At 53.0% G+C, this 25,456-nt stretch carries 19 protein-coding genes; 7 read left to right on the top strand and 12 right to left on the bottom strand.

What is annotated here, in order from left to right; translation table 11 throughout:
* Positions 1-56: 56 nt before the first annotated feature.
* On the bottom strand, positions 57-1,424 hold the full coding sequence (locus tag Q9L42_RS07625) for an IS4 family transposase (RefSeq protein ID WP_305909040.1): 1,368 nt from the start codon (positions 1,422-1,424) through the stop codon (positions 57-59).
* A gap of 323 nt (positions 1,425-1,747) precedes the next feature.
* Positions 1,748-3,388, bottom strand: a complete 1,641-nt coding sequence (locus Q9L42_RS07630; RefSeq protein ID WP_349432512.1) for a SulP family inorganic anion transporter — start codon at positions 3,386-3,388, stop codon at positions 1,748-1,750.
* A 581-nt stretch (positions 3,389-3,969) separates the two neighbouring features.
* Between Q9L42_RS07630 and Q9L42_RS07635 the strand changes: the two genes are divergently transcribed.
* From Q9L42_RS07635 to Q9L42_RS07655, 5 genes are all read left to right on the top strand, one after another.
* Entirely contained in the window at positions 3,970-6,546 is a 2,577-nt protein-coding gene (locus Q9L42_RS07635) for a YbcC family protein (RefSeq protein WP_349432514.1), read from the top strand.
* Positions 6,543-8,465, top strand: coding sequence for a proton-conducting transporter membrane subunit (locus Q9L42_RS07640; protein WP_305909038.1), 1,923 nt, complete (start codon positions 6,543-6,545; stop codon positions 8,463-8,465). The genes Q9L42_RS07635 and Q9L42_RS07640 overlap by 4 nt, the downstream gene beginning before the upstream one ends.
* Positions 8,466-8,559: 94 nt before the next feature.
* Positions 8,560-9,270, top strand: coding sequence for a DUF2490 domain-containing protein (locus Q9L42_RS07645; protein ID WP_305909037.1), 711 nt, complete (start codon positions 8,560-8,562; stop codon positions 9,268-9,270).
* Between the two features lie 619 nt (positions 9,271-9,889).
* Positions 9,890-10,660, top strand: a complete 771-nt coding sequence (locus Q9L42_RS07650) for a reverse transcriptase domain-containing protein (protein WP_305909036.1) — start codon at positions 9,890-9,892, stop codon at positions 10,658-10,660.
* 48 nt (positions 10,661-10,708) lie between these two features.
* Complete coding sequence (locus tag Q9L42_RS07655; RefSeq protein WP_349432517.1) at positions 10,709-11,008, top strand: hypothetical protein; 300 nt, start codon at positions 10,709-10,711, stop codon at positions 11,006-11,008.
* On the opposite strand, the gene Q9L42_RS07660 is transcribed toward Q9L42_RS07655, so the two are convergent.
* The 4 genes from Q9L42_RS07660 to Q9L42_RS07675 form a co-directional block, all read right to left on the bottom strand.
* Positions 10,999-14,136 (bottom strand): efflux RND transporter permease subunit, encoded by a 3,138-nt coding sequence (locus tag Q9L42_RS07660; RefSeq protein ID WP_305909034.1) that lies wholly within the window; start codon positions 14,134-14,136, stop codon positions 10,999-11,001. The genes Q9L42_RS07655 and Q9L42_RS07660 overlap by 10 nt on opposite strands.
* Before the next feature lie 8 nt (positions 14,137-14,144).
* Positions 14,145-15,635, bottom strand: coding sequence for an efflux RND transporter periplasmic adaptor subunit (locus Q9L42_RS07665; protein ID WP_305909033.1), 1,491 nt, complete (start codon positions 15,633-15,635; stop codon positions 14,145-14,147).
* Positions 15,632-16,954: a TolC family protein gene (locus Q9L42_RS07670; RefSeq protein WP_305909032.1), complete on the bottom strand. Its 1,323-nt coding sequence runs from the start codon at positions 16,952-16,954 to the stop codon at positions 15,632-15,634. Before Q9L42_RS07670 ends, Q9L42_RS07665 begins: the two co-directional genes overlap by 4 nt.
* A gap of 89 nt (positions 16,955-17,043) precedes the next feature.
* The gene (locus Q9L42_RS07675) at positions 17,044-17,559 is read right to left on the bottom strand and encodes a hypothetical protein (RefSeq protein ID WP_349432518.1); all 516 of its coding nucleotides are present in this window, start codon (positions 17,557-17,559) and stop codon (positions 17,044-17,046) included.
* A 667-nt stretch (positions 17,560-18,226) separates the two neighbouring features.
* On the opposite strand from Q9L42_RS07675, the gene Q9L42_RS07680 reads away from it, so the two are divergent.
* Positions 18,227-19,156 carry a YfdX family protein gene (locus Q9L42_RS07680; protein WP_305909030.1) on the top strand — a complete coding sequence of 310 codons (930 nt, stop codon included), beginning with the start codon at positions 18,227-18,229 and terminating at the stop codon, positions 19,154-19,156.
* 205 nt (positions 19,157-19,361) lie between these two features.
* On the top strand, positions 19,362-21,881 hold the full coding sequence (locus tag Q9L42_RS07685) for a plasma-membrane proton-efflux P-type ATPase (RefSeq protein ID WP_305909029.1): 2,520 nt from the start codon (positions 19,362-19,364) through the stop codon (positions 21,879-21,881).
* 99 nt (positions 21,882-21,980) lie between these two features.
* On the opposite strand, the gene cysI is transcribed toward Q9L42_RS07685, so the two are convergent.
* The 6 genes from cysI to Q9L42_RS07715 are packed head-to-tail and all read right to left on the bottom strand — an operon-like array spanning position 21,981 to position 25,439.
* Positions 21,981-23,687, bottom strand: a complete 1,707-nt coding sequence (gene cysI, locus Q9L42_RS07690; RefSeq protein WP_305909028.1) for an assimilatory sulfite reductase (NADPH) hemoprotein subunit — start codon at positions 23,685-23,687, stop codon at positions 21,981-21,983.
* Between the two features lie 13 nt (positions 23,688-23,700).
* Positions 23,701-24,390 carry a diflavin oxidoreductase gene (locus Q9L42_RS07695; RefSeq protein WP_349432521.1) on the bottom strand — a complete coding sequence of 230 codons (690 nt, stop codon included), beginning with the start codon at positions 24,388-24,390 and terminating at the stop codon, positions 23,701-23,703.
* A complete protein-coding gene (locus Q9L42_RS07700) occupies positions 24,365-24,655 on the bottom strand; it encodes a hypothetical protein (protein ID WP_349432523.1) in 291 nt (96 codons plus the stop codon). The genes Q9L42_RS07695 and Q9L42_RS07700 overlap by 26 nt, the downstream gene beginning before the upstream one ends.
* A gap of 43 nt (positions 24,656-24,698) precedes the next feature.
* Positions 24,699-25,064 carry a flavodoxin domain-containing protein gene (locus Q9L42_RS07705; RefSeq protein ID WP_349432525.1) on the bottom strand — a complete coding sequence of 122 codons (366 nt, stop codon included), beginning with the start codon at positions 25,062-25,064 and terminating at the stop codon, positions 24,699-24,701.
* Between the two features lie 16 nt (positions 25,065-25,080).
* Entirely contained in the window at positions 25,081-25,218 is a 138-nt protein-coding gene (locus Q9L42_RS07710; protein WP_349432527.1) for a flavodoxin domain-containing protein, read from the bottom strand.
* Complete coding sequence (locus tag Q9L42_RS07715; RefSeq protein ID WP_349432529.1) at positions 25,191-25,439, bottom strand: hypothetical protein; 249 nt, start codon at positions 25,437-25,439, stop codon at positions 25,191-25,193. Before Q9L42_RS07715 ends, Q9L42_RS07710 begins: the two co-directional genes overlap by 28 nt.
* Positions 25,440-25,456: the final 17 nt, after the last annotated feature.

A 25,456-nucleotide genomic window follows, 5' to 3' on the forward strand; every position in this document is an offset into this window, starting at 1 on the left:
TTAAGTAAGCAGTATTAGAGTCAGACCCCAATACTGCTACCTTAAGTAATTGCAAGCTAAGCATTTAAGCGCCTACAAGCAAGAGTGCGCGGTTCCATGAGCAGGGAATAGGGTTTCGGTCTTCGCTTGATTGCCCGTGGTTGATTTTCCCTCTTTTGTCGTCCTACTAAGGTCTCTGCCATAGATTTCAATAGGGAGATCGATACTTCTTTTCGCCGCTTGGGTGAACAACAGAAAAAATCCAATGAGGCACTGTTAATCAACTGAACGGCCGTCTTAAAACTGAGCTGGCGTGGGACTTTACCACAGAGTTTCGCTGATCTTGCAAGCGCAGCTCGGATCAAATTATAGGCTAAGAAATGCACCGCAATTTCCTTCCTGACGTTCTCCGGCGTTTTGCAACGTAGCATCTCCATTCTCATATGAGTTTTAATACTGCGGATATCCAACTCTATCTGCCAGCGTTTCCGGTAGAGTTCCGCAATCTCTTTCTTCCGATATTTCCTCGCATCCGTCAAGGAAGTCATATAAACAACGCCATCCACCCTCAATTCGCGTATCAACAGGACTTCCGGTAAATCAGCATACGCTTCTTTCGACATCCAAACTGGCTTCCGCAGTGGTTTTTTCCACTTTATCAGATGGTCTTTGGCGCCTAACTTTTTGCCTAAACGAAAATCCGCATGACGATTGGCATGGTTTTTAAACAACACATCCGCACTCATGTACTGCATCAGTGCGACAATCGCATAAGTGGCATAGTAGCGATCCGCCAAAAGCAAGTCACCGCCGGTTAGGCTGTCCAGTAGTTGACTGAATAATGAAGTTTCTCCTGTCCCCTTGCCTTGGTAGGGACCCAATGCATAATCTGTCATTGCCCCGGTGCCCAATGAGATTAAGCCTACGATACGAGCAATTGGAAAGCCAAGTCCAGGCTTTTGGTTACGCTGTTGTGGAAATTCGTTTTGGTTGTGCACCGTATCCGGCATCAGCACAGTGGTTCCGTCTGCCAACATGACGTTATGACCTTTCCATTTCCAAGCATGGGCGCTCGATTGGTGAAGGCGTTTTCCTATTCCTTTTGCCATCCCGATGATTGGGGCTAAAGGTAATCGCCGACGGGCTTTACAATAAGGACCGGTGTTAACGGTATTGGGCTTCAAGCCCCGCTTCAGGCGCTCAGTTAAGAGACGGCTGACAGTTAATTTACAGGACTGGTCTTCACTCAAAACCTGACTAATAAAGGCCTTCAAGGTCACTAATGGCGTAAAGACTCTGTCACGCAGAAACCCACTTTGCTCAATGAAGTGGGTTATCTCCTGATTCTTCAACAGGTCATCAAAGGGCAAATCATGGCGCTGAATGAACGTTTGCTTGAAATGTCGGATTTGCTGATCTAGGCGCTTCCTCGTAGAATAAAACATGGTTAAGTTCCTTGGTGGGTGTTTTTATCGTTAAATAAAATTCTACCCAATTTATACCGGGAACTTAACCTTAATTTATTTCCCTATCTCTCTGATATATATAAAGTACCTTGTCTTAAGGTAGCAGTATTGGAGTCCGACCCTTTTGGATTCGCTTTTGGATTCGCTTTTGGATTCGCTTTTGGATTCGCGAATCCCCATGAGGGGTTATGAGCTATTGACACCGGGAAAAGATAACCGAAATTAATCCTAATGCATGCGGTCTTAATACTTAATGCAAATACCAAGACCGCCTTTGTGAAATATCCGGGTTAATAACCTCTTCACGTTTTCTGTCTGACCGCCAATGGATGTGCGGAAAAGGCGCGGTGATTTTCCAGGCCGATGATCAAGCATTCGCCGCCGGCATACTGATAGTCCTCAGAGAAATGGTGAATGAACTCCATGACGGTATGGTCGATCAGATCCGAGTCGGACAGATCGAAATAGATGGTTTTTCGCATGGGCAGTTCAGACAACATGCTTTTCAGACTGATGATATTGGAAAATACCGCCGCGCCGCTGACCGCGATATGGTAAGTCTGTTCGTCGGTTTGCCGGACATGGTATGCCATCGAGAACACGTTGTTCCACTTCAGGCCGCGGAATACATGCAATAATAATTCTACGACGATGCCGATGGCGACACCGATGAGCAGGTCGGTCGCCAGCACGCCAATGATAGTCGCTAAAAAGACCGCGAAATTATCCCAACCCACCGCCAGCGTTTTTGCGAACTCCTTAGGCGAAGCCAGACGAAAACCGGTGTAAACCAATAACGCGGCCAATGACGCCAGCGGAATTTCATGGATCAATGTCGGAAACAGCGCGACGAATAAGAATAAGAACGCGCCGTGAAAGAAATTGGCCCAGCCGGTTTTAGCGCCGTTGTTGATATTGGCTGAACTACGGACGATTTCTGCAATCATCGGCAGTCCGCCGATCAAGCCGCAAACCACATTACCGATGCCGACCGTCGCCAAATCGCGGTTTAAATCGGAATTGCGTTTATAGCCGTCCAGTTTATCGACAGCGGCCGCACTCAACAGGCTTTCCAAACTGCCGACCAGACAGATCGATATTACCGCAAACCAGAATTCTGATGTGGCGATTTTGGAAAAGTCGGGGAAATAAAAACCGGACCAGAAATGTTCTGGTACCGCGACCAGAAAAGACGGCCCCAAACTATATTCGTGCTGAGGCAGGATGCCGGCATCGGGCAGGAACAGATATTTGTGGACATGATCCAGATCGAAATATTGGCCTAAGGCCAAACCCAGCATTACGACCAACAGCGGCGCCGGTATCATCTTAAGCAGCGGGTTTTTAACCATTGTCCACAGAATCAGCATGCCCAGACCGCAAACGCCGATCAACATCACCTCGGGGTTCATTGCCAGCAATGAATGGGGAATGGCGGCAATGGTGCCGAATAACGAACTTGCTTCCGGTTTGACGCCCAACAAGGTATGAAACTGCTTGGCCATAATAATAATGCCGATTGCTGCCAGCATGCCGTGCACGACCGAGGTCGGAAAAAAAGCGCTGAGTTTGCCCGCTTTGAACACACCCAGCAGCACTTGCAAGATGCTGGCGATCACGATTGCGGCCAGCGTATAACGATAGCCGGCCATCGCATCGCCTTGACCCAGGCTTTGCACCGCATCGAGTATCACGACGATCAAACCGGCTGCCGGGCCGTTGATCGTCACAAAAGAACCGCTGATGCGGGATACCACGAGTCCGCCGATGATGGCGGTGATAATGCCGCTCATGGGCGGAAAGCCCGAAGCCATCGCGATACCGAGACACAGCGGTAACGCGATTAGAAATACCAGAAACCCGGACAGCAAATCGCTGCGCCAGTTTTCGATCAGTCCAGGAATACCTGTTTTAGGTAAAGCGACCTGATTCAATGATGTCATTACGTAATCCTCTTACTGGTTAGAAAACCAGCTTATTGCGATTATCGTGCCAATTTATATGACTCCCTCTCTAAGGATAGTGTTGTAAAAGCTAAATAGGTTAAATGCAATGATACCCATCTTTTTGATTTTGGTGGGTTTCGCTGCTCTCTACCCAACCTACATTCGGTTTTTACGACAGCCTCCTGAGACATTGAAAAGTGGAATGATCTTCAATTTAGGGTTCAGTTAACGCGATCATGCTGGTGACTTTAAACCGAATAAATTGGTTTATTTAAACCAATCCGGCTTTTTTCATCGGTATGCTTTCGCTACGAACGACGCTGCTTGGCATAGATCCGCTAGGGGATCGAAATTCTGCCAATCATGATGTCCTTTTTTAACTCATTGAATTAATTGTATTAGTTTGTTTCAGGCAGGTTTCGATGGGGCGTAAGGAGGCACGCTTTTTTGCGTTCGATGGTATGCGATACGGTATTGGCATGTTTTCTGTATTAAGTCCTTAGTGAGTATTTCATTCACCGTTACAAAAGCAGGGTTCTATCTGTGGGGCCATGCTTTTCAAGGAGGTTATTACTATCATGGCTTATCGTGAACATAGTTTTAATGCAGGAGCCGAGAATCAGGCAAAGCACAGCACGGGCTTCGATCTGGATATGGCGCTGGAACACATTGCTCATTGGCTGCCGGCCCAGGGTCCGATTAAGGACTTCGTGCATCACAACACCTTGCATGCGGTACAGCATCTGCCTTTTCATGAAGGCGTTGCGGTCGCAGCCAAAATATTCGGCGCGCGCAGTTATCTGCCGATGCAGGATTATCAGCAGTTGTATCGCAGCGGCCGTATTACCGAATCCGCGATCGATTGGGCTTTAGAACATAGCGGTTGCGCCAGGGCCGATCAATTGAAATTGCGGGATCGCATGTTCGATAGCGACGAGAACAGTCATTATCCACCGTTGTCGTTGGCTAATCACGGTATTCGCACGGCTTGGCTGAACGAACTGGAGATCGATCTGAATGCCCTGGTGCAGCCGATTTTGTTTCGTCTACTCAGTAATTTTCTCGATCAAGGCATCAGCCGCTGGAACCTGCCTAAGGAGGGAGAGTCGTTTTGGCAGTGTGTGTTGCGCTTGGCGCAAAACAGTCTGTTACCGCTATATCCGTTGAACGATCCCGGTATCCGGGAGCTGTTATCCGACGATCCGGAACAGACGCTGATGATCTGTCTCGACAAGATCGTCGGCGATGAGACGTTGTATCAGCAATATATGTTGGAAATGCTGTTGTCGCATCCGGGCTGGGCCGGCATGGTGAGGATCATCGAGCAAAATCCTGCGGCGCTGTTGGCGAATCGTTCCATTTCACTGAAACAGATGCTGGCGCTGGAGCTGATTTTGGAGCTGGCCTTCGTCAGCCGAAAAACACGAGGCCAGTTCCTGCGTGTTGCCGAGGTTTCCTTCGGCAGTGACGTTCCGTTATTGAAGAATGATGCGTTCAAACCAAAAATCCCTTTGCATCTGCGAGTTTGGCACGAGGCGATGGAATGGGCCTTACATTCAGAATTGTTACGGGCTTTACAATCCCAACCTTCAGCCCAGTTTAAGCCGGACGTCGAGGCGCAGGCTTTATTCTGTATCGACGACCGCGAATGTTCGCTGAGGCGCTATCTGGAGGAAATCAATCCGGCTATCGAAACCTTCGGCGCGGCCGGTTTTTTCGGCATCGATTTTCTGTATCAGGGGCTTGAGGATGCCTATCCGGTTGCCCAATGCCCGAATGGCGTCGTACCGAAACACCTGGTCAAGGAAGGGGCCGCGAAGGACGCAGCCGGCAGAAAACCCCATTTCGACGATTTAAACAATATGCATTTCAGCGCGCATTCGATGTTACGGGGCTGGTTGTATACCCAGACCCTGGGCCTAGCGTATGCTTTGCGCATGGCCTGGAATGTGTTTCGGCCCAGCGGTAAGTTGCCGAATATCCGCAGTCTGAGCGAAGTCGACTCGCATTCGCGCTTGCATCTTTTGCGGGAATCCGATGAAACTACCGAGGATGGTTATCTGTTGGGATTTTCGTTCGAGGAAATGGCCGATCGGGTCGGCGGCTTGCTACGTAATATCGGTCTGACACAAGGGTTTGCGCCACTGGTTGTCGTCGTGGCCCATGGCTCCAGCAGCGTCAACAATCCCCATTTCGCCGCCTACGATTGCGGCGCCTGTGCCGGCAAGCCAGGGGCGCCGAATGCCCGCGCCTTTGCTTGGATGGCGAATCATCAATCGGTGCGCGCCATCTTGAAAGAACGCGGCATCGAGATTCCCGACACGACCCGTTTCGTCGCCGCTTTGCATAACACCAGCCGCGATGAAATCACCTATTTCGACCAAGAACAGATGCCCGCGGGTCTGCACGCCTTTCAACAGGCCATGAAAAAAGCCCTGCAACGCAATGCGCGCGAACGCTGCCGTTGGTTCGAACTGGGGCCGAAGACGCCAGACAATCAAAAAGCCCACAATCATGTCATCGATAGGGCTTCATCGATCTTTGAGCCACGCCCGGAATACAATCATTCCAATAACCTCTACTGCATCGTCGGCAGAAGAGACTTGACCCGCGATCTGTTTCTGGACAGGCGCGCCTTTCTGCATTCCTATGATCCGGCCACCGATAAGTCTGGTCAGATTCTGGCGCGGATTTTATCGGCCGCGATCCCTGTATGTGGCGGCATCAATCTGGAATATCTGTTTTCGCGTATCGATAACTCGGTGTACGGCGCCGGCACCAAGTTGCCTCACAACGTCATCGGTCTGCTGGGCGTCGCTAACGGCGTCGACGGTGATTTGCGCACCGGTCTGCCGGCACAAATGATTGAAGTCCATGAACCGGCGCGTCTGTTGTTGGTGGTCGAACAAAGCCCCGGCGTACTCGATAAGACCTTCGATTTGCTGGGCGAGTTGAGAGAGTGGGTCGATAACGAGTGGGTCAGATGCGTATCCTGCGATCCTGAGACTCAGGCCTTGCATCTCTATTCGGACGGCGCTTGGGAAGCGGTCGAGTTGGCAGATGACGAAACACCGTCCGCGCAGCATTCGGAAAAGATCATCGTCGGCCAAACACAGACCATCCCCGTCCATCGATTGGTCAGGAGATCAGCATGAACGAATTATTGTTAAGTAGCCAATTTATACCCTTGCTGGGATTGTTGCTCATTTTGCTCAGTCCAAACGACGAACATAAAATCGCCCGCATCAGCACCGGGTCCAGTATCGCCTTGGGCGCTAGCATCATGGCATTACTGTTGATGTGGGGCGGGGCTGGATTCCTGAACTATGAATACGAATGGTTTACGCTGTATGCCGGTGAGGATTATCGTTTTCCGATTCTGTTTTATCTGGATCGTATCGGCGGCGCCTATCTGTTTTGTGTCTGGGCGATATTTTCGGTCATCATCAAATACTGCCGGGTGTATTTGCACCGCGAAGCCGGTTATAAGCGTTTTTTTATGACCATTTTCGGTTTCGTGTTCGGCTTGAACATGGTGATTTTGTCCGGTTCTATCGACCTCTTGTTCGCCGGCTGGGAAATCGTCGGCATGGCTTCCTTCCTGTTGATCGCGTTCTATCGGCATCGCCCGCAACCGGTGCGTAACGCGTTGAGAGCCTATACCGTCTACCGTTTTTGCGACATCGGTTTATTGCTGGGCGCCTGGATGAGTCATTTGTTGTTCCACGACAGCCAGCATTTCAGTCAATTGAGCAATCTGTTCAACCATGCGGCCATGCCGCCGGCCGGTTACGGTGCCTTGCTGTTGTTGTCGGTGTTGATTTTGATTGCGGCCAGCGGCAAATCGGCGCAATTTCCGTTCTGTTTCTGGTTGCCTAGAGCCATGGAAGGTCCGACGCCGTCCAGCGCCATTTTCTACGGTGCGCTTTCGGTACACCTAGGTGTGTTTCTGCTGCTGCGTACCACGCCGATCTGGACCTATCATTATTTCACCCGTTTCATCGTGTTCGTGATCGGTTTGCTGACCGTGATCGTCGCCAGCCTGTCGGAAAAAACCCAATCGAATATCAAGGGCCAGATCGCCTACGCATCGATCACCCAGGTCGGATTCATGTTCATGGAGCTGGCGCTGGGCTTGGAAACTTTGGTGTTGCTGCATTTTCTCGGCAATGCCTTCTTACGCTGTTATCAGCTGCTGGTTTCACCGTCCATCGTCGCGCATTTATTACGGGTCGAAGGTTCGGCCGATACCGATTTCTATATTAAAAACAGCGCCCGTTTCGAGTTTCTGCCGCTGTCGATACGCAGCACCTTACCGGAGGTGCTGCAAAACACCCTGTATGTGTTTTCGTTGCAGGAAGGCAATTTGGAATTGTTGGTGCGCAATGTGCTGTGGAACCCGTTGAAACGCATCGGCGCCAGTCTCAACGCGATGAAATTCTGGGTCAAATTATTGAATGCCGTTGCCGTGTTGGGGGCGGTTTATCTGGCCATCGTTACCGCCGGGTTGTCCAATAAATACTTGGCCTTGCCGATTTCCGTGTTCATGGTGCTGGCCTCGATCAGCGCCTTCAGTTTGAAACGTAGTCCGTTCGGGGTCTGGAACGCCATGGCCTTGAGTTCGGCGTTGGCGGCTCTGGGTGTGTGGTTTTTAAACCCCGCCGCCAGTTCGGATATCGCGATCTTCGCCACCGGCATCCTGCCTTCCTGGGTGCTGGGATTGTTCGTGTTGGGCAGAATGCTCAAAGGCGACCAGTTCCGTGAAACACCTTTCGCTTACCGGGCTTTGGCTGAAACTCAACCGAAATTGTCACTGTTGTTTTTCGTCAGTTTTCTCGGCTTGATCGGCTTTCCGATTTCGCCGGCCTTTTTGGGCGAGGATTTGTTATTAGCCCATGCCAGCAGCCATGATCCCTGGTTTGCCTTGCCCATCACATTGGCCTTTGTCATTAACGGCATTGCAGGCGCCCGCGTTTTTCTGAGGCTATGCATGGGCCGGCCCAGCGAGTTGAATGTGCTTTCCGAGGATGTCGACGTCGAAGTCGCTCATTCGATCGAAACACAGTCGGTTTAATGCCAAACCTGAATAACACTTTAGCGCATCAGGCATTGATTTGAATGATGCATCCCTTATTTTTGTTCATAACTATTTTTAACAGATTAGATCGATGAAAAAATTAACCAAAACCTTAATTGCGACGACATTATTACTCTCACAACCCTTGAAGGCCTCGGCGGCCGATGACGACGATATGTTCGGGGTTTGGGGATCGCTAACGCTGCATGGCGATTTTAAATTTCTGTCTCCCGATTTGGATAAGTTTCACTGGACGGTGATGAACCAAAGCCGCACCCGGGAAGACTCGCCCGATGGTTCGCGTTTCACCGAAAATCTTTTATTCAGTCAGGTCGGGTATCAAGTGAATAAACAGGCATCCTTATGGCTGGGCTATACCCATGATTGGATACATCCGTTGAACAAAGCCTCGTATCAGGAAAGCCGTCCTTATGTGGATTTCGTCTGGAAGCAGCCATTCGGCGATTTCAAGCTGACCAGCCGCACCCGCATGGAAGACAGGATCAATCAGAGCACGGGCAACGAAGGCTATAGAGCCAGACAACTCTTGCAAATCAATCACCCGTTGGCGTTTATGAACGGCTTAAGCGCCTATGCCGGCGAAGAAGTGATGTTTTATATGAATAAAACCGATTGGGGCAAGCGGGGCTTCACCGAGAATCGTATTTTCGGGGGCTTGAGTTACCAACTCACCGATCATGCAGGTGTGGATCTGGGCTACATGGGGCAATATGTCGATAATCCCAGCGGCAATAACCTGTTTACCCATAATCTGCAGGCCAATGTGAATTATCGCTTTTAGGCCGTGTAAACGCCTAGAAAAAAGTCAGACGGTCTTAGGTGATTCGTCATTCCGGCATGGATTGCCGGAATCCGTTCGCCCGTAAGGGCACTATCAGTACGGTGAAAGTCCGTACCAGAGTAAGCCAAAAGCTCTGAAATGGAAAGTAACTGCGTCACCGCGAGGTGGGGTGGGGAGTCACTGGAAATGAACTGTTTGTAGTAAGGCAAACTCGTTTCGGTTCTATGTGGTGGCGAGCCTTCGGATTCATGGCGAAGCCTGGAACTCACGGATCACGCTGACTTGGCTATTAAAGCGATGATTCGGCTGCATGGGATGTTTGGAGATTGAATGACAGGAAGGTAGTACGTAGCAAGCGGGGAGACCTGCGGGTTGCAGTGAACGACCGGCAGGAGTCAGAGCCCTCATAGTAGTGAAGACGGATACAGACAGAGCCCCGTAGAGCTTGTGGGAAAGCCGAACCAGAAATCCCGACAGCAGGACGTAGCGTGAAACCGGCTCTGTCTTACGCCTTGTAGCCGTTGAGACGAGCGGGAAGCAAAACCGCTTTTAGCTAAGGGGGGTAGGAAGATAGATGCGAACTGAACATGAAAAGGCAACCGAAGAGGTAGAATCCACAGTGTCAGAAAAGACTAGACAGGAAACAGACACCCCGGCACTGGAACAGTGTCCGGGGGTGAAAGCCGGACTATGGACGGAGCGCATGTTGGCGGCACTGGGCAACGGTGTCAAAGGAGGCAAATGGCATAGTATGATGGACAAAATCTATGCGGAGCGAACCTTACGGATCGCCTGGCAACGGGTGAAAAGTAACCGGGGCGCGGCCGGCATAGACAAGATCAGTATCGAGCGATTTGAAAGTAAAGCGGAGCAGTATCTGCAAGAACTACAGCAGCAACTGCAAAGCGGTACGTACCAACCGCAAGCGGTCAAACGGGTAATGATCCCGAAGGCCGGAGGCGGCGAGCGGCCCTTAGGCATACCCACGGTCAAAGACCGGGTGGTGCAGATGGCGATCAAGCTGGTGATAGAACCGATCTTTGAGCACACCTTCAGAGACAGCAGCCACGGATTCAGACCGGGCAGAGGTTGTAAAGACGCCTTAAGAGCGGTCGATGAATGGCTCAAAGCCGGCTACACCTGGATTGTCGATGCCGATATCAAAGGCTACTTCGAGCACATCAGACATGACCTGCTGATGAGCAAAATCGGTGAGCCACACGCATACCGGCGCTTGCTCAGCTTGCTGGAAGCCTATTTAAAACAGGACATCATGACTGAATGCGAAAGCTGGACAGCCACACAGAGGACGCCGCAAGTTTCATCGGTCCGAAGCTGCAGAGACAACAAGACGGCAAAACTCGCCAGAAAATTGATTGGTACAACGTAGCGTAGCGTTGCATCCGGTATCGTTTATACCGAGATAAGGCCGACTAAAGTGAGTCGAGAGATTTATGGCAATGATACCAATAACGCCCGCTTGTCTTCACCGCATTTCAATTTTGGTAACTGCTCGCCCCACTTATCGAACGCGGCAGGGCATGTAGGGTGGATAAGCCTGAAGGGCGCATCCACCAAAGATGCCGACCCGATGGATGCGCTCCGCTTATCCACCTTACGAATGGGGGGAGTAGTTACCAATTTTGGAAACGATGTATTGGCGGTCTTGATAAAAAGTATGATGGCTTCGCTTTGCGGAGCCATCGGGTCGTTTTACCTCTCGTTCGATCACGACTGAGCTGCCTGGGTACGGTACGCCATGCGGTACAGTATCGGCAACACCAGCAGGGTCAGCAGTGTCGATGATAATATGCCGCCGATAACCACTGTGGCCAACGGCCGTTGCACCTCCGCGCCGGTGCCGGTGGCCAGCGCCATCGGTATGAAGCCTAAGGCGTCGGTCACCGCAGTCATCAGCACTGGTCGCAATCGGACCAAGGCGCCCTCGCGTAGCGCCCGTTCCAATCCTAAGCCCTCCCGGCGCAGTTTGTTGATGAAGGTGATCAGCACCAAGCCATTGAGCACGGCTATTCCGGACAGGGCAATAAAGCCGACGGCCGCCGAGATCGACAGTGGAATATCGCGCAGCCACAATGCGGCAATGCCGCCGGTCAGCGCAAAAGGAACACCGGTGAATACCAACAGGCCGTCGCGCACATTGCCGAAGGTCGCGTACAGTAATAGAAAGATGATCAACAGCGCCAAGGGCACCACCACTTGCAGTCGCTCGGCGGCGGCAATCATCTGCTCGAACTGACCGCCCCAGGCGATCCAGTAACCGCTAGGCAATATCACCTGGGCGTAGATTTTTTCCTGAGCCTGAGCGACGAAGGAGCCGAGATCCCGGCCGCGCACATTGGCGGTCACCACGACGCGGCGCTTTCCGTTTTCGCGGCTAATCCGGTTCGGTCCTTGCCTGGTTTCGAAGTCGGCCACCGTACCGAGCAGTACGAACGACGGTTGCGATGCATCCGACGAATTGATCGGTAGCGGAATCGGGATTTGCCGCATCGCGTCGGGATCACTGCGCAGCTGTTCCGGCAATCGCACCACCAGGTCGAAGCGCCGGTCGCCCAAATAGATTTCGCCGGCTTTGGCGCCGCCCATCGCCGCCTGCACCGCTTGTTGCACGTCATGTCGGTTCAAACCGAAGCGGGCCAGCATGTCGTCTTTCATGTTAACGGTCAACACCGGCAACCCGGTCATCTGTTCCACTTTGACATCGGCGGCGCCCGGAACCTGTTCCAGCACATGGCTCATGCGTTCGGCGATCGCCAGCAAGGTGTCCAGATCGTCGCCGAATACTTTGACCGCGACATCGGCGCGCACCCCGGACAACAACTCGTTGAAGCGCATCTTGATCGGCTGGGTGAATTCGTAATTGTTGCCGGGCACCGATTTGGCCTCATGCTCCAAGGCTTCGACCAGGTCGGCTTTGGGACGGTCGGGGTCGGGCCATTCAGAGCGATTCTTCAGCATGATGAAAGCATCCGCCACATTGGGCGGCATCGGATCGGTCGCGATCTCGGCCGTGCCGATCTTGGAAAATACCCGTTCCACTTCCGGAAAGGCGCCGATTTTCTTTTCCAGGTCGTGCTGCATTTCGACCGCCTGCGTCAAGCTGGTACCGGGGATGCGCAGAGCATGCATGGCAATATCGCCTTCGTCCAGCGCCGGAATGAACTCTGTCCCCATGCGCGACGCCATTAACAGACTAAGAAACAACAACATGCCGGCGCCGGTCAACACCACGGGGCCATGGGCCAAGGATCGTTGTAACAGTGGCCGGTAGGCTTTCTGTGCGATACGTATCGCCGGATTTTCCTTATCTTCGACCCGCTTACCGATAAATACCGCTAGCGCGGCGGGCACGAAGGTGATGGAAAGCAACATCGCCCCGACCAGCGCGGCGACCACGGTAAACGCCATCGGATGAAACATTTTGCCTTCGACGCCCGACAACGTGAATATCGGCAGATACACGGTAATGATGATCGCCTGACCGAACAACAGCGCCCGGCGCGCCTCCTGCGAAGCGGAAAACACCGTGGCTAACCGTTCCGGCAACGTTAACGGTCGTTGCAGCCTCCGTTGCTCCAACGCCAGACGTCGGACGCAGTTCTCGACGATGACTACCGCACCGTCGATGATAATGCCGAAGTCCAACGCGCCGAGGCTCATCAAATTGGCGCTGACGCCGTGCGCAACCATGCCGGTAATCGTGAGCAGCATCGCCAGTGGGATCACCGCCGCCGTGATCAGCGCGGCGCGCAGGTTGCCGAGAAACAAGAATAGTACGACGATGACCAGCAGCGCGCCTTCGAGCAAATTATTCTTGACTGTAGCGATGGTCTTATCGACCAAAACGAGACGGTCGTAAACCGGTTCGGCCTTGACGCCGTCCGGCAAGCTGCGATTGACTTCTTGCAGTTTTTCGCCGACCGCTTGCGATACCGTGCGGCTGTTTTCGCCGATCAGCATGAATACCGTACCGAGCACCGTTTCGCGGCCGTTTTCGGTGGCGGCGCCGGTGCGCAGCTCCTTGCCCAGCAGCACGTCGGCAACGTCACGGATGAAAATCGGCGTGCCCCGGTAATTGCCGACGATGATTCGGCCGATTTCCTTCAGGGTCTTGACCTGGCCGGGCACCCGAATCAGATATTGTTCGCCGCGGTGCTCGATGTAGCCGGCGCCGATGTTGTCGTTGTTTCTTTGCAGCGCGGCCAACACGTCGCGAAAACTCAGGCCGTAGGCGATCAACTTTTCCGGGGCAGGCGTGACATGATACTGCTTGACGTAACCGCCGATACTGTTGACCTCGGTCACGCCCGGCACGGTGCGCAGCTGCGGTCTCACCACCCAATCCTCGAGGGTGCGCAAATCGGTGGCATTGTAAGGTTCACCGTCGGTTTTGCGTGCGCCGGATTCGGCGTTGACCGACCACGTAAAGATTTCGCCGAGGCCGGTGGCGATCGGTCCCATTGTCGGCTCCAATCCCGGCGGCAGCTGACTTTTCGCCTCCTGGATGCGCTGGCTGACCAATTGCCGAGCGAAATAGAGGTCGGTGCCATCCGCAAAGATCACCGTGACCTGGGACAAGCCGTAACGGGACAACGAGCGGGTCTGTTCCAGGCCCGGCAGCCCGGCCATGACGATCTCGATCGGAAAGGTGACCCGCTGCTCCGTTTCCAACGGCGAATAACCGGGAGCTGCGGTATTAATTTGCACCTGCACGTTGGTGATGTCAGGCACCGCATCGATCGGCAGGCGCAGTGATTGATAAAGGCCTAATACGACGAAACCCAGGGTCGCAAGCAAGATCAACCAGCGCTTATCGATCGAGAATTTCAAAATACGTTCGAACATGGCTTCTCCTAATGTTGGTGGGTCGCGCCGGCCTTGCCCAGATCCGCTTTCAACACGAAACTGTTGGTCACCGCATAACGTTCACCGGCCACGAGGCCTTTGATAACCTCCGCCTTGTTAGTGTCGCGCCGTCCTAACTTCAGAGGGCGCACCTCGAATTCATCGCCGGATTGCACGAACACCACTTCGTTACCGCGCCAAGTCTGCAGGGCCTCAAGCGACACCGTCACCGGCGCAGCGATTTTTTCCTCGATCACCTCGACGCTAACGAACAGGCCAGGACGCCAGCGACGTTCCGGATTCTCTATATGCACATGGGCCGGCGCAGAACGGGTTTGTTCGCCGACCAGGGCGCCGAGGTAGTCGATAACCGCCTGGGTCTCGTATCCGAGTTCGGGGGCCTGAATGCGCACCTGCTGGCCGATTCTGACCCGGTTTAAGTCGTTGGCCGGGACGTTGAAACTTCCCCAAACCTCGGACAGATCGGCGATAACGAAGACCCTCGCATCGGCCTTGACCGCTTCGCCGGCGACCAGATGTTTTTCCATCACTGTGCCGTTCAACGGCGAGCGCAATTCATAGCGAGCCAGATTGACGGAATGTTTGGCTTGATCCGTATCAAGGCCCAAGGCTTCCAATTGGTCCTTGGCTGTCGCGACGGCGATTTCCGCTTCCGCAAGTTGCGTTTTGGCCCTCAGATAATCCTGTTCGGCGGAAATCTTGTCTCGCCATAACTGTTCTTCTCTACGGTATAAAGATCGGGCCAATTGCAAACGTTTACGCGCTGTGGCCAGACGGCTCTTCAGCTCCGCCAGGTCGCGGCTTTCCAGGACCGCCAGCACTTCTCCGCGGGTAACGGTCTCACCCAAGCGTTTGCGCACTTCGACGACGATGCCGCCGACGCGGGGCACGACATGGGCCAAGTGATTCTGGTCGAACTCGATAGTGCCGGGCAGCTTTAGCACGCGCTCGATCTCGGCCGGTCCCGCCGTTTCGACGCTGATTCCGGCGCTCTCCAGCGCTGCCGGCGGCAAATGCACCCGGCCTTCCTCCTGCGAATACTGAAACGAGTAAGTCTTGCTTGCGAATGTCGCCTCGACCTTGACGGCAAAGGAATGCGGTTCTTCCACCACGCGATCGCCGAGCAAATAGCCGTCTACCGGTTTGAAGCCTATTTGTTCGCGGCGGCCGCCGAGACGCAACAACGTCATCTCAAGTTGGACAGCCGCCGGTGGCAGCGGTTTTTCATCCTGGTAAGCATAAACTCGAAATTGAGGCGGAATACCGGTTTCGTAAATCGTGACTTCCAGTTCGAAGTCATCTTGGCTTAACAAGCGGCCGTGATGCGGCCCGCGCGGAAAATCCTCGTCATGATCGGTGGATTCCTCATGTTGATGTTCGTCATGATCCGCAGCTGGATTTGACGCGAGTATCAGGACGGCCAGCAATAAACCGCCGACGATGATGCCGAGAATGGCGATAATTGAGTTTCTGTTCATTGGGAATCCTCGTTGACGGTTCCGCCGATCAGTCGATCCAGATCGGCCAGGCCTTGATGATAGGCGGTCAGGGCACGCAGATATTGGGCCTTGGCGTTGAATAGCGTGCGCTGCGTATCGAGCACGTCCAGCAGCGCAAATTTTCCCAGCCGGTAGCCTTTCTGCACAGCTTGATAGGCGCTTTGCGCCGAGGGCAATATCGTAAGCCGGTAGTTTTCGATTTCGGCTTGCGCCGCATCCAACCTCTGATAAATGGCATTGAGTTCGCTGTCGATCCGGAATCGAACCGCGCGTAATTCGGCGTCGGTTTTATCGAGGTGTCGTTCGGCTGCGGCAATGCCGCCCTGGTTGCGGTCGAAAACAGGCAAAGGTATCGAAATACCTACATTGGCGACAGAGTCCTGATTATCGAGAAAATGCGTGCCGCCCAATTTTACGGTCAGGTCAGGGATGGCTTTGGCCTGTTCCGAATGCAGCAAAGCTTGTTGTCGCGACAATTCCGAGAGCCAGCGGCGAAGCGTCGGGCTTTGCTTAAGCCGGTGGTTCAACGATTCGATCGACGGTAACGGCTCGATGCGTTCGAGATCGCCGCGGACGGTGGCAAACGCCGAGGCCGACCCGCCCCAAAATGCCGCCAGTGTTTGTTTGCTGACCGCCCATTCGCGTTCGGCTCGCAACTTTGCGCTTTTTGCGGTCGCCAGCGTCACGTTAACGCGTGTTTCTTCGACCGGCGACACCTTGCCTGCCTTGACCTGGTTGGCGACCGTTTCGACGACTTTTTGCGCCAGCTTTAAGGACTGCGCGGCCAATTCGGCATGCGCTTGTGCGCCGAGCACTTCGATGAAGGCTTGCGTGGCATGGGCCAAGATCGTGACGCGCCGGATTTCGTAATCCCAATCCGCGACGTCCCGGCCGGCCGCTGCCGCCTCGATGCGGGCCGCGCGCTTTCCGCCCAGTTCGATCAACTGACTGAGTTGCAGCGTCACGGAATCGCCGTCGAAGCCTTTGGCGGTTGCGTTGGCAAAATTTCCGGCATTGGCGTTCAACACCGGATTCGGTAACAAACCCGCTTGCAGGGTCAGCGCTTCGCGGGCGCGAATTTCTGCGGAAAAGGCGACCAGCGTCGGGTTATGGGTTAACGTCAGCGCCAAAGCTTGTTGCAACGTGAGGTTGTCGCCAATTGACGAAGACGATATTACCGTTTCAGCCGTGTTTTCCGGATGGCTTGATTCCGAAAACACGCTCGACGGCAGAACGCAAAATGGCAGAATCACCCATAACCGCCGAATAACGGTCAGGGTTTTAGAAAAAATAGACATAAGAATTCCCAAAAAATCGTAAATCACTTTCGCGATCGCATCGCGAAAAATACTCCCCTGTGTTCAGGGCTAAGATTTTGGGAATTGACTTAAATCAGCAGGACGGTGCTGCGCCGTAGGGCGGGCGTCGATGAAATGGGGTTTGTCTCGACAATCCGAGCGCGCAATGAGGGCGTTGATTGTCCGGAGACGATCAGGCATAGGACGATTGCATATAAGGCGTAACCGATCGCTATCAGGTATTGCAAAATGCTTTCCAGCATTGAATCTCTGGTTTGCTCTCCCTGTCCGATCGGGACATCCAGACAAGGCTCGATCGAACCGGCCGAATGTCGCTCGAATGAATCGTGATGTACTGGTGGCGAGGTTTTTTCCTGCGTCGATAAGGTAGTGGCTAGAAAGACACTCGTTTGATTTTTGGGAGCGAAAGACCAGTCATCGCCATGCTCATGACCGGCTCTTTCTACGGCGACATGGCCATGATGGCCGATGCATAATACAAACGAAGTCAAGGCGCCATAGCCGGTGAGCATATTGAAGAGCATGGCTACTAATATAAAACCGGAAATGGTTTCAGACAATTTGTGATGACTTTGAAATGTCATTTCACTAATGAGGTATTGAACTAAATCGCTTTAATGATGGCTTTTATTGTTTCACTAATACCCCGACATGATCAAGTTTGTTATCAACGGAAGAGAGGGCGCAAGTCAGTCGATGACATGTTCGCAGTAAATCCACGAATGGTTTCATTAGAATTAAAATCTTGTGCGTGTTCTTCTACTCTCTGACACTCTGCTTATGTAATGTTTGACTTCTTAATCTTTCGTAGCTGACGTTCAATGGTGGTATTTTCAGAATTTAAAAGGGCGCTTTTAGCGAACTGAGACTGCTATTGGCACATATCCATTCCGATAGCTGTAATTGTTAGATCAAGTCAGAGTCAGCACATTTAGGATATTTTATATCGCCGTCTTAGTGGATATTAACCGTTGTTAATGGTTGATATCCACCAGATTCAACAGTGTTCGATTTTTTATGCGTATCGTTTTGATAGGGCAAATGATTTTTATAAGGTCCTGTCAGTCTTTCTTTCCTTTCTATCTCAATAACTTAACTGTCTGATCTGTCAATCGATCGCAGGATTCGATCAGTCGAGTCGGTTTTGGCATAGGGTTTGCCAGCTTTATTACGAGCATCGATGAACAATGAGCTTGTGATGTTTTCACATCGCTAGATAAGAAAATCTAATAATTGTGAGAGGAGAAAGTCATGTCTAGAAACGAGACCAGTAAAAATAAAACAACAGCCGCCTTGCTGTTGGCATTTGCGACAGCATTCGGGATGGCACAGGAAGTTGTAGCGGCAGCCGACAGGTCTTCTTCCAGTTCGGCAAGCAAAAGCGATCAGCAATCGGAGGCGACAAAGCAGACATTACTCAAAGAAAAACAACGGAAAGTAGAACATGAAGCGCAGGAAGTTATTCAGGAGACGCGCAATGCGCTCCTGGCATTTCAAAAGCAAGACAGCGCAAAGGCGATGGCGCTATTGCAGGAGGTTTCGGGTAAGCTAGATATCCTGTTGGCCAGACATCCCGACTTGAAATTGATTCCAGCCAACGTGGAAGCGGATGTCTATGATTTAGACAGCGACCCCGAGCAAGTGGCGAAAATGGTCGATACTGCCGATGATTTGCTCGATGATGACAAGGTTCAGGACGCGCGCTATATTCTATCGGCATTGGTGAGCGAAATCCGTATCAGCACCACGAGCATCCCGTTGGGAATATTTCCCGATGCGATCAAGGAAGCGGCGGCGCTGGGCGATCAAGGTAAAACCGATGAGGCTGCAGAAGCTCTGTCTGCGACCTTGAGCATGCTGGTGAAAACCACGGATATCATTCCGTTGCCGGTGTTGCGGGCCGAAGCCTTATTGTCAGAAGCGGCGCAACTGGAACATCAAAACGATTTGAGTCAGGAACAGAGCCGATCGGAGGTTCTTAAAGTGACCGATGCCGCCAAACAACAATTAAAGCTTGCACAGGCGCTAGGCTATGGCGACAAAGAGGATTATGAAACCCTTTATGACAGTATTGACGGCATTAAAGATGTTATTCATTCCGAAAAGTCGGCTGAGACCTGGAACAGGATCAAACAATCCCTTAAAGACTTTAAAAATAAAATGATGCACTCGAAAAAATAGAGTTTATGAGGGCGAAATTTTTTTCGCCCTTTGTCTTTCTGAGTCGTTATTTTCAAGCCTAACAATTCGGGGTAGGTTATGGGTATTGGTCAATGATTAGGATCGAATATAAGGATGATGTCCTGGCAATCATTATTCAGAAAGCATAGAGTTGACTGATGTGGTCCGGTTTATCTGCTTTTACAAATAATAAAGGGTGATGCGCATGAAAAATAAGTCTCAATTATTTCCACCCCAGGCGAGCGACGAAAAAATCCGTTCGTTAAGTCCGGAAAAACTGCTCGATTATCTGCAAAGCGGAAAAAACGGTCTTTCCGAACAGGACGCCGAAGAAAGGCTGGCATTCTACGGCCTTAATACCATTCATGAACGACGTAGAAATCCTCTACTTAAATTCCTTTCCTATTTTTGGGGGCCTATCGCTTGGATGATCGAGACCGCAGCCGTGCTGTCGGCATTCGTGCACAATTATGAGGACCTCGATATTATTTTGGTGCTATTGGTATTCAATGCCGTTGTAGGCTTTTGGCAGGAATATCAGGCCGGTAATGCGATAGATCAGTTAAAGAAACAATTGGCGCTGAAAGCCCGAGTACGCCGCGATGGCGACTGGCGTGAAATACCCGCCGAGCGACTGGCGCCGGGCGACATCGTCCGTTTGCGGCTCGGTGATGTCGTGCCGGCCGATATCGTGTTGCTGTCTGGCGATTATCTGAGTATCGATCAATCGGCATTGACCGGCGAATCGCTGCCGGTCGATAAAGGCGCCGGTGATTTGGTTTATTCCGGTTCTATCGCCAAGCAGGGTGAAATGAGCGGTGTCGTCGTCGCCACCGGTTCTCATAGTTTCTTCGGTAAGACCGCCCAACTGGTCGGTTCGGTAAAAACGGTATCGCACTTCCAGAAGGCGGTGTTGACAATCGGCGACTATTTGATCTTCATGAGTATGGCGTTGGTTGCCGTGCTGGTTCTGGTTGGTTTGGAACGTCATTTGCCGTTCATGGATCTGCTCCAATTCGCATTGATCTTGACCGTTGCATCGATTCCGGTGGCGATGCCCGCAGTGTTATCGGTAACAATGGCGGTCGGCGCAATGAGTCTGTCCAAACTCAAGGCTATCGTGTCCCGACTGGAATCGATCGAGGAGCTGGCCGGGATGGATATTCTTTGTTCCGACAAGACCGGAACCTTGACTCAGAACAAGTTGTCTTTGGGCGATTCGGCCATGTTCAACGGCGCCGACGAAAAAACGCTGATTCTGACGGCGGCCTTGGCCGCCGAAACGGAAAATCCCGATGCCATCGATAGCGCGATTCTGCATAAGCTCGGCGATGCGAAAGCTCTGGCTGGTTATCATCAAACCGATTTCATCCCTTTCGACCCTATCCATAAACGCACCGAGGCGAAAATTCAAGCCGACGATGGCAGCAATTTCCGTGTTAGCAAAGGGGCGCCGCAGGTCGTGTTGGATTTATGCAATCCCAATCCGGCGCAGAGGCGAGAGGCCGAAGAGGTCGTCGATGGCTTCGCCGTCAAGGGTTATCGGGCACTGGGGGTGGCCCGTACCGATCAGGAAGGCCGCTGGCAATTCTTGGGAATCCTGTCGTTGTTCGACCCGCCCCGGGAAGATGCCCGTCAGACCATCGATAAGGCCAGAAGCCAAGGCATCGCGATTAAGATGGTGACCGGCGATAATCTCGCCATCGCCAAACAAATTGCCGGTCAGCTCGGTCTGGGGCAAACCATCATTCCGGCCGATCAGATCGGCAGCAGCAAGGATCAGGAAGATGTCGCTGCGGTCGCCCGTTGCGCCGAGCGAGCCGATGGCTTCGCCCAAGTGTTTCCGGAACACAAATACCGGCTGGTCAAAAGTCTGCAGGCCGATCATCATTTCGTCGGCATGACCGGTGACGGTGTCAACGACGCACCGGCCTTGAAACAGGCCGATGTCGGTATTGCCGTCTCCGGTGCGACCGATGCGGCAAGGGCGGCGGCCGACCTGGTGCTGACCGCGCCCGGGTTGAGCGTGATCACCCATGCGATCGAGGAGGCCCGACGCATTTTTGAGCGTATGAACGCCTATGCGATTTATCGCATTACCGAAACGATCCGCATCATGCTGTTCATGGTGCTCGCAATTTTGGTGTACAACGTTTATCCGATCACCGCGGTGATGATCATACTGCTGGCCTTGCTGAACGATCTGCCGATACTGACTATCGCCAAGGATAACACCCGGCTGCCGTCGGCGCCGGTGCGCTGGGACATGGGCCGGGTTTTGACCGTGGCCACGGTATTAGGCATCGTCGGCGTCATCGAGACCTTCTTGTTGCTAATCGTCGCAAAAAATCACTTCCATATCGAGATGGCGCAATTGCAGACCATTATCTTTCTGAAACTGGCGGTGGCAGGGCATCTGACGCTTTTTGTTGCGCGCAGCCGGCATTTTTTTCTGTTACGCCCGTATCCCGCTCCGTTATTATTAATAACGATTATAGCCACCCAACTCGTCGCGGTGTTGATTGCGCACTACGGCTGGAATGTGGCTCCGATTTCCTGGGAATATATCGGCATGATCTGGGCTTATTGTCTGTTCTGGGTTTTTATCGAGGACGCGTTGAAACTGACGGTATATCGGCGCCTAGAACACAGTACGCCGCGACATAGGCATTTTTTGTCCGGACTAAGGAAATCCATGCATTTTCATAGTAAAAACCATAATTAATGACAGGTCTGAGTCATTAAACGTTGGCGCGGGATATACATATCTCGCGCCGCTGAGGGCGCCGCGTTAAGCAGGAGCGGTTAGTCGCCAGGGATATATTCAACGTTGAAAATTGCGTCCTGCCGTCATTGCTTCGATATAGCCGGTTCTGATCACGAAATCGCCGAAACGTTCGCCGGCTTGCCGGTTGTCGGCATAATGCTGCAGCAGCGGCGTCAATTCGGCCAGAATCTGCTCCTCGTTGATATTTTCCCGGTACAGCTTGTTCAGCCGCTGACCTTCGAACCCGGCGCCTAAATACAGATTGTATTTGCCCGGCGCCTTGCCGACCAGGCCGATTTCACCGAGAAAGGGGCGGGCGCAGCCGTTTGGGCAGCCGGTCATCCGCAACAGGATTGAGTCATTCTCCAGGCCAAACCGTCGCAGTATCGGTTCCAGTTTGTCGAGAAATGTCGGCAGATAACGTTCGCTCTCGGCCATCGCCAGGCTGCAGGTCGGAAAGGCGACGCAGGCCATCGCATTCAAACGTAACGCGCTTTGCTGTCCGGGCTCTATGAAACGGTGCTGGCGCAGCAGTGATTCGATGATCGGTTTGTTGTGGTCGTTGACCTTGCCGATGATCAGGTTCTGGTTCGGGGAAATCCGGAAGTCGCCGTCATGGACCTTGGCGATCTCGCGCAGCCCGGTCATGAGGGGCGCATCGTCGTCGGCGATACGGCCGTTCTGGATGAACACGGTGTAATCCCAGGTGTCGTTGACGCCTTTGTTCCAGCCGTAGCGATCGCCGGAATACTCGAACTTGTATTTTCTCGGCGCTCCCAGTTGCCAGCCCAGGCGACGATTCAATTCGAACTTGAACCAGTCGACGCCGCGGTCGTCGATGGTATATTTCAGCCGCGCATGCTTGCGGTTGGTTCTATCGCCGAAATCGCGCTGAATCTTGAGAATTTCTTCGGCCACCTGCAGCGTCTTATGCTTGGGACAGTAGCCGATCACGTCGGCTAGGCGCGGGTAGGTGTTCGGCTCGCCGTGGGTCAGACTCATGCCGCCGCCGACCGTGACATTGAAGCCGACCAGATGCTCGTTCTCGGCGATTGCGATGAAGCCGAGGTCATTGGCGAAGATATCGACATCGTTGGCGGGCGGCACCGCGATTGCGGTCTTGAATTTACGCGGCAAATAATGTTTGCCGTAGATCGGTTCCTCGTCCTGGCGGCTGGAATCGATCAGCTTTTCGTCCAGCCAGATTTCATGATAGGCGGTCGTCCTCGGGGTCAGATGATCGTTGATGCGACGGGCATATTCATAGGCTTCCTCGTGCAGTCGGGATTGTTCCGGCGCCGGGCTGCACATGACATTGCGGTTGACGTCGCCGCAGGCGGCGATGGTGTCGAGCAACGAGGCGTTGATTTCGGCGATGCTGCGTTTCAGATCGCGTTTCAGGATGCCATGGAACTGCAGCGCCTGGCGCGTGGTCAAGCGTATGCTGCCGTTGCACCAGGTAGTGGCAATGCGGTCCATCTCCAGCCACTGCGCCGGCGTGCAAATGCCGCCGGCGATCCTGACCCGAACCATGAATTGATAATGCGGTTCCAGTTTTTGCTTGCGCCGTTCGTCGCGCAGGTCGCGGTCGTCCTGCTGGTAAATTCCGTGAAACTTGGATAGTTGGGTATCGCTATCGGTCAGTGCGCCGGTCAATGGATTATTCAGGCTTTCCACCAGGCTGCCGCGCAGATAATTGCTGGCATCCTTGATGCGTTCCACTTCGACACGTTTATTCAATTCTTCCTCAGACACGTCGGTCATGTTTGTATCCTCGTTAATAAATGTCACGCTGATAGCGTTTTTCTTTCTGTAAGGTTTTGACATATTGTTCCGCCGTATCGCGGTTCATGCCGCCTTCACGTTCGACCAGATCTAGCAGGGTCTCGTGTACGTCCCGCGCCATGTGTCTTTCGTCGCCGCAGACATAAAGATAGGCGCCTTCCTGTAGCCAGCCGTACAAATCGCGGCCGTGTTCCAGCATGCGCTGTTGCACATAGACTTTCTCGGTCTGGTCGCGGAAAAAGGCGACGTTCATCCGGGTCAGCAGGCCGCTTTTCAGATAACGCAACCATTCGCTTTGATAGAGGAAGTCGGTCATGAAATGCTGATCGCCGAAGAACAGCCAGTTCTTGCCGGTGGCGCCGACCGCTTCGCGTTCCTCGACGAAGGCGCGGAACGGTGCGATACCGGTGCCCGGACCGATCATGATGATCGGCGCGCTGGGGTCGCTCGGCAGCTTGAAGTTTTTGTTGTGATCGACATAGACCGGTATCGTGGTTTCCGAGCCGATGCGGTCGGCGAGGAAGGTCGAGCAGACCCCCTGACGACGGCGGCCGTGACTTTGATAACGGACCGACGCGACGGTCAGATGCACTTCATCGGGATGCTGTTTCAGGCTGGAGGCGATCGAATAGAGACGCGGCGGCAATTTGCGTAGGCTATCGATGAAGTCTTGCGGATTCAAATCGGCACAGGGGAAAATCGGTGATCAAATCGATGATTTCGCGGCCATATAAATAGCCGGCTAGATCTTGCTTATGTTTCTCGTCTAGCAGTCGTTCCAGTTTGGGGTTGTCGTGTAGTGCGGCGTATTTATGCAGCATCGGCCGGGTCAAGGTCGTGATTTCATAGTCATAAAGCAGAGCGTCGTACAATGGGCGGTCTTTGCCGTCGCTGCTGACTGCGTCATCTCCATTGAAATGCAGGGTTTCGAGCAGTTCGTCGACCATTTCCGGCGCATTGCGAGGATAGATGCCTAAGGCATCGCCGGGTTCATAGCTTTAAACCGGAACCCTCCAGTGACAATTCATAGTGATGGGTTTCCTTGCTCGAGCCGCGTCCGTTCAATACGATGTCATCCAACAACACCGCCGGAAAAGGGTTCTTGCGCGAATATTGGGATAGGGCGGTGGTCTTAGCCATGGCCGGCGCCAGGCCCGTTTCCTCAGTGGCGCTCAGCGTGCGCTGGCTCAATTCGTTCAGCACCGAAGCCATCCAGCCTTCCGCCGCCGTCGCGTAATCGACATCGCAATCGATACGGGCATGCAGACGCGTCGCGCCGAGTTCTTCCAAACGTTGATCGAAATCGACGCCGGTCTTGCAGAAGAATTCATAACTGGAATCGCCTAACGCCAGCACGGCGAATTGGGTGTGTTTAATGACGGCGCCCGTTTACTGAACAAAAATCGTATAAGTCGCGAGCATTGTCGGGCGGATCGCCTTCGCCATAGGTGCTGACGATCACCAGCAGATATTTCTCGGTCTTCAGTTGCGGCGCCTTATAATCGCCCATGTCCTGATCACGGTCCGTAGCCCGCGTTCGGCGGCCAAGTCATGGACTTGTTCGGCCAGCTCTTCGCAGTTGCCGGTCTGCGAACCGACCAGGATGGTGATTTCATCGGCTGTTGCCTTGTGGGGCGCGGCGCCTAGAGCGGATGACAATTGCGCGGTCAGATAGCCGGCTACCCAGGCCTTTTGTTCCGACGTCAGCAGGGATGAAAACTGTCGGAACAACCGATAACGTTCCTCGT

Source organism: Methylomarinum sp. Ch1-1 (genome assembly GCF_030717995.2).
Lineage (GTDB): Bacteria > Pseudomonadota > Gammaproteobacteria > Methylococcales > Methylomonadaceae > Methylomarinum > Methylomarinum roseum.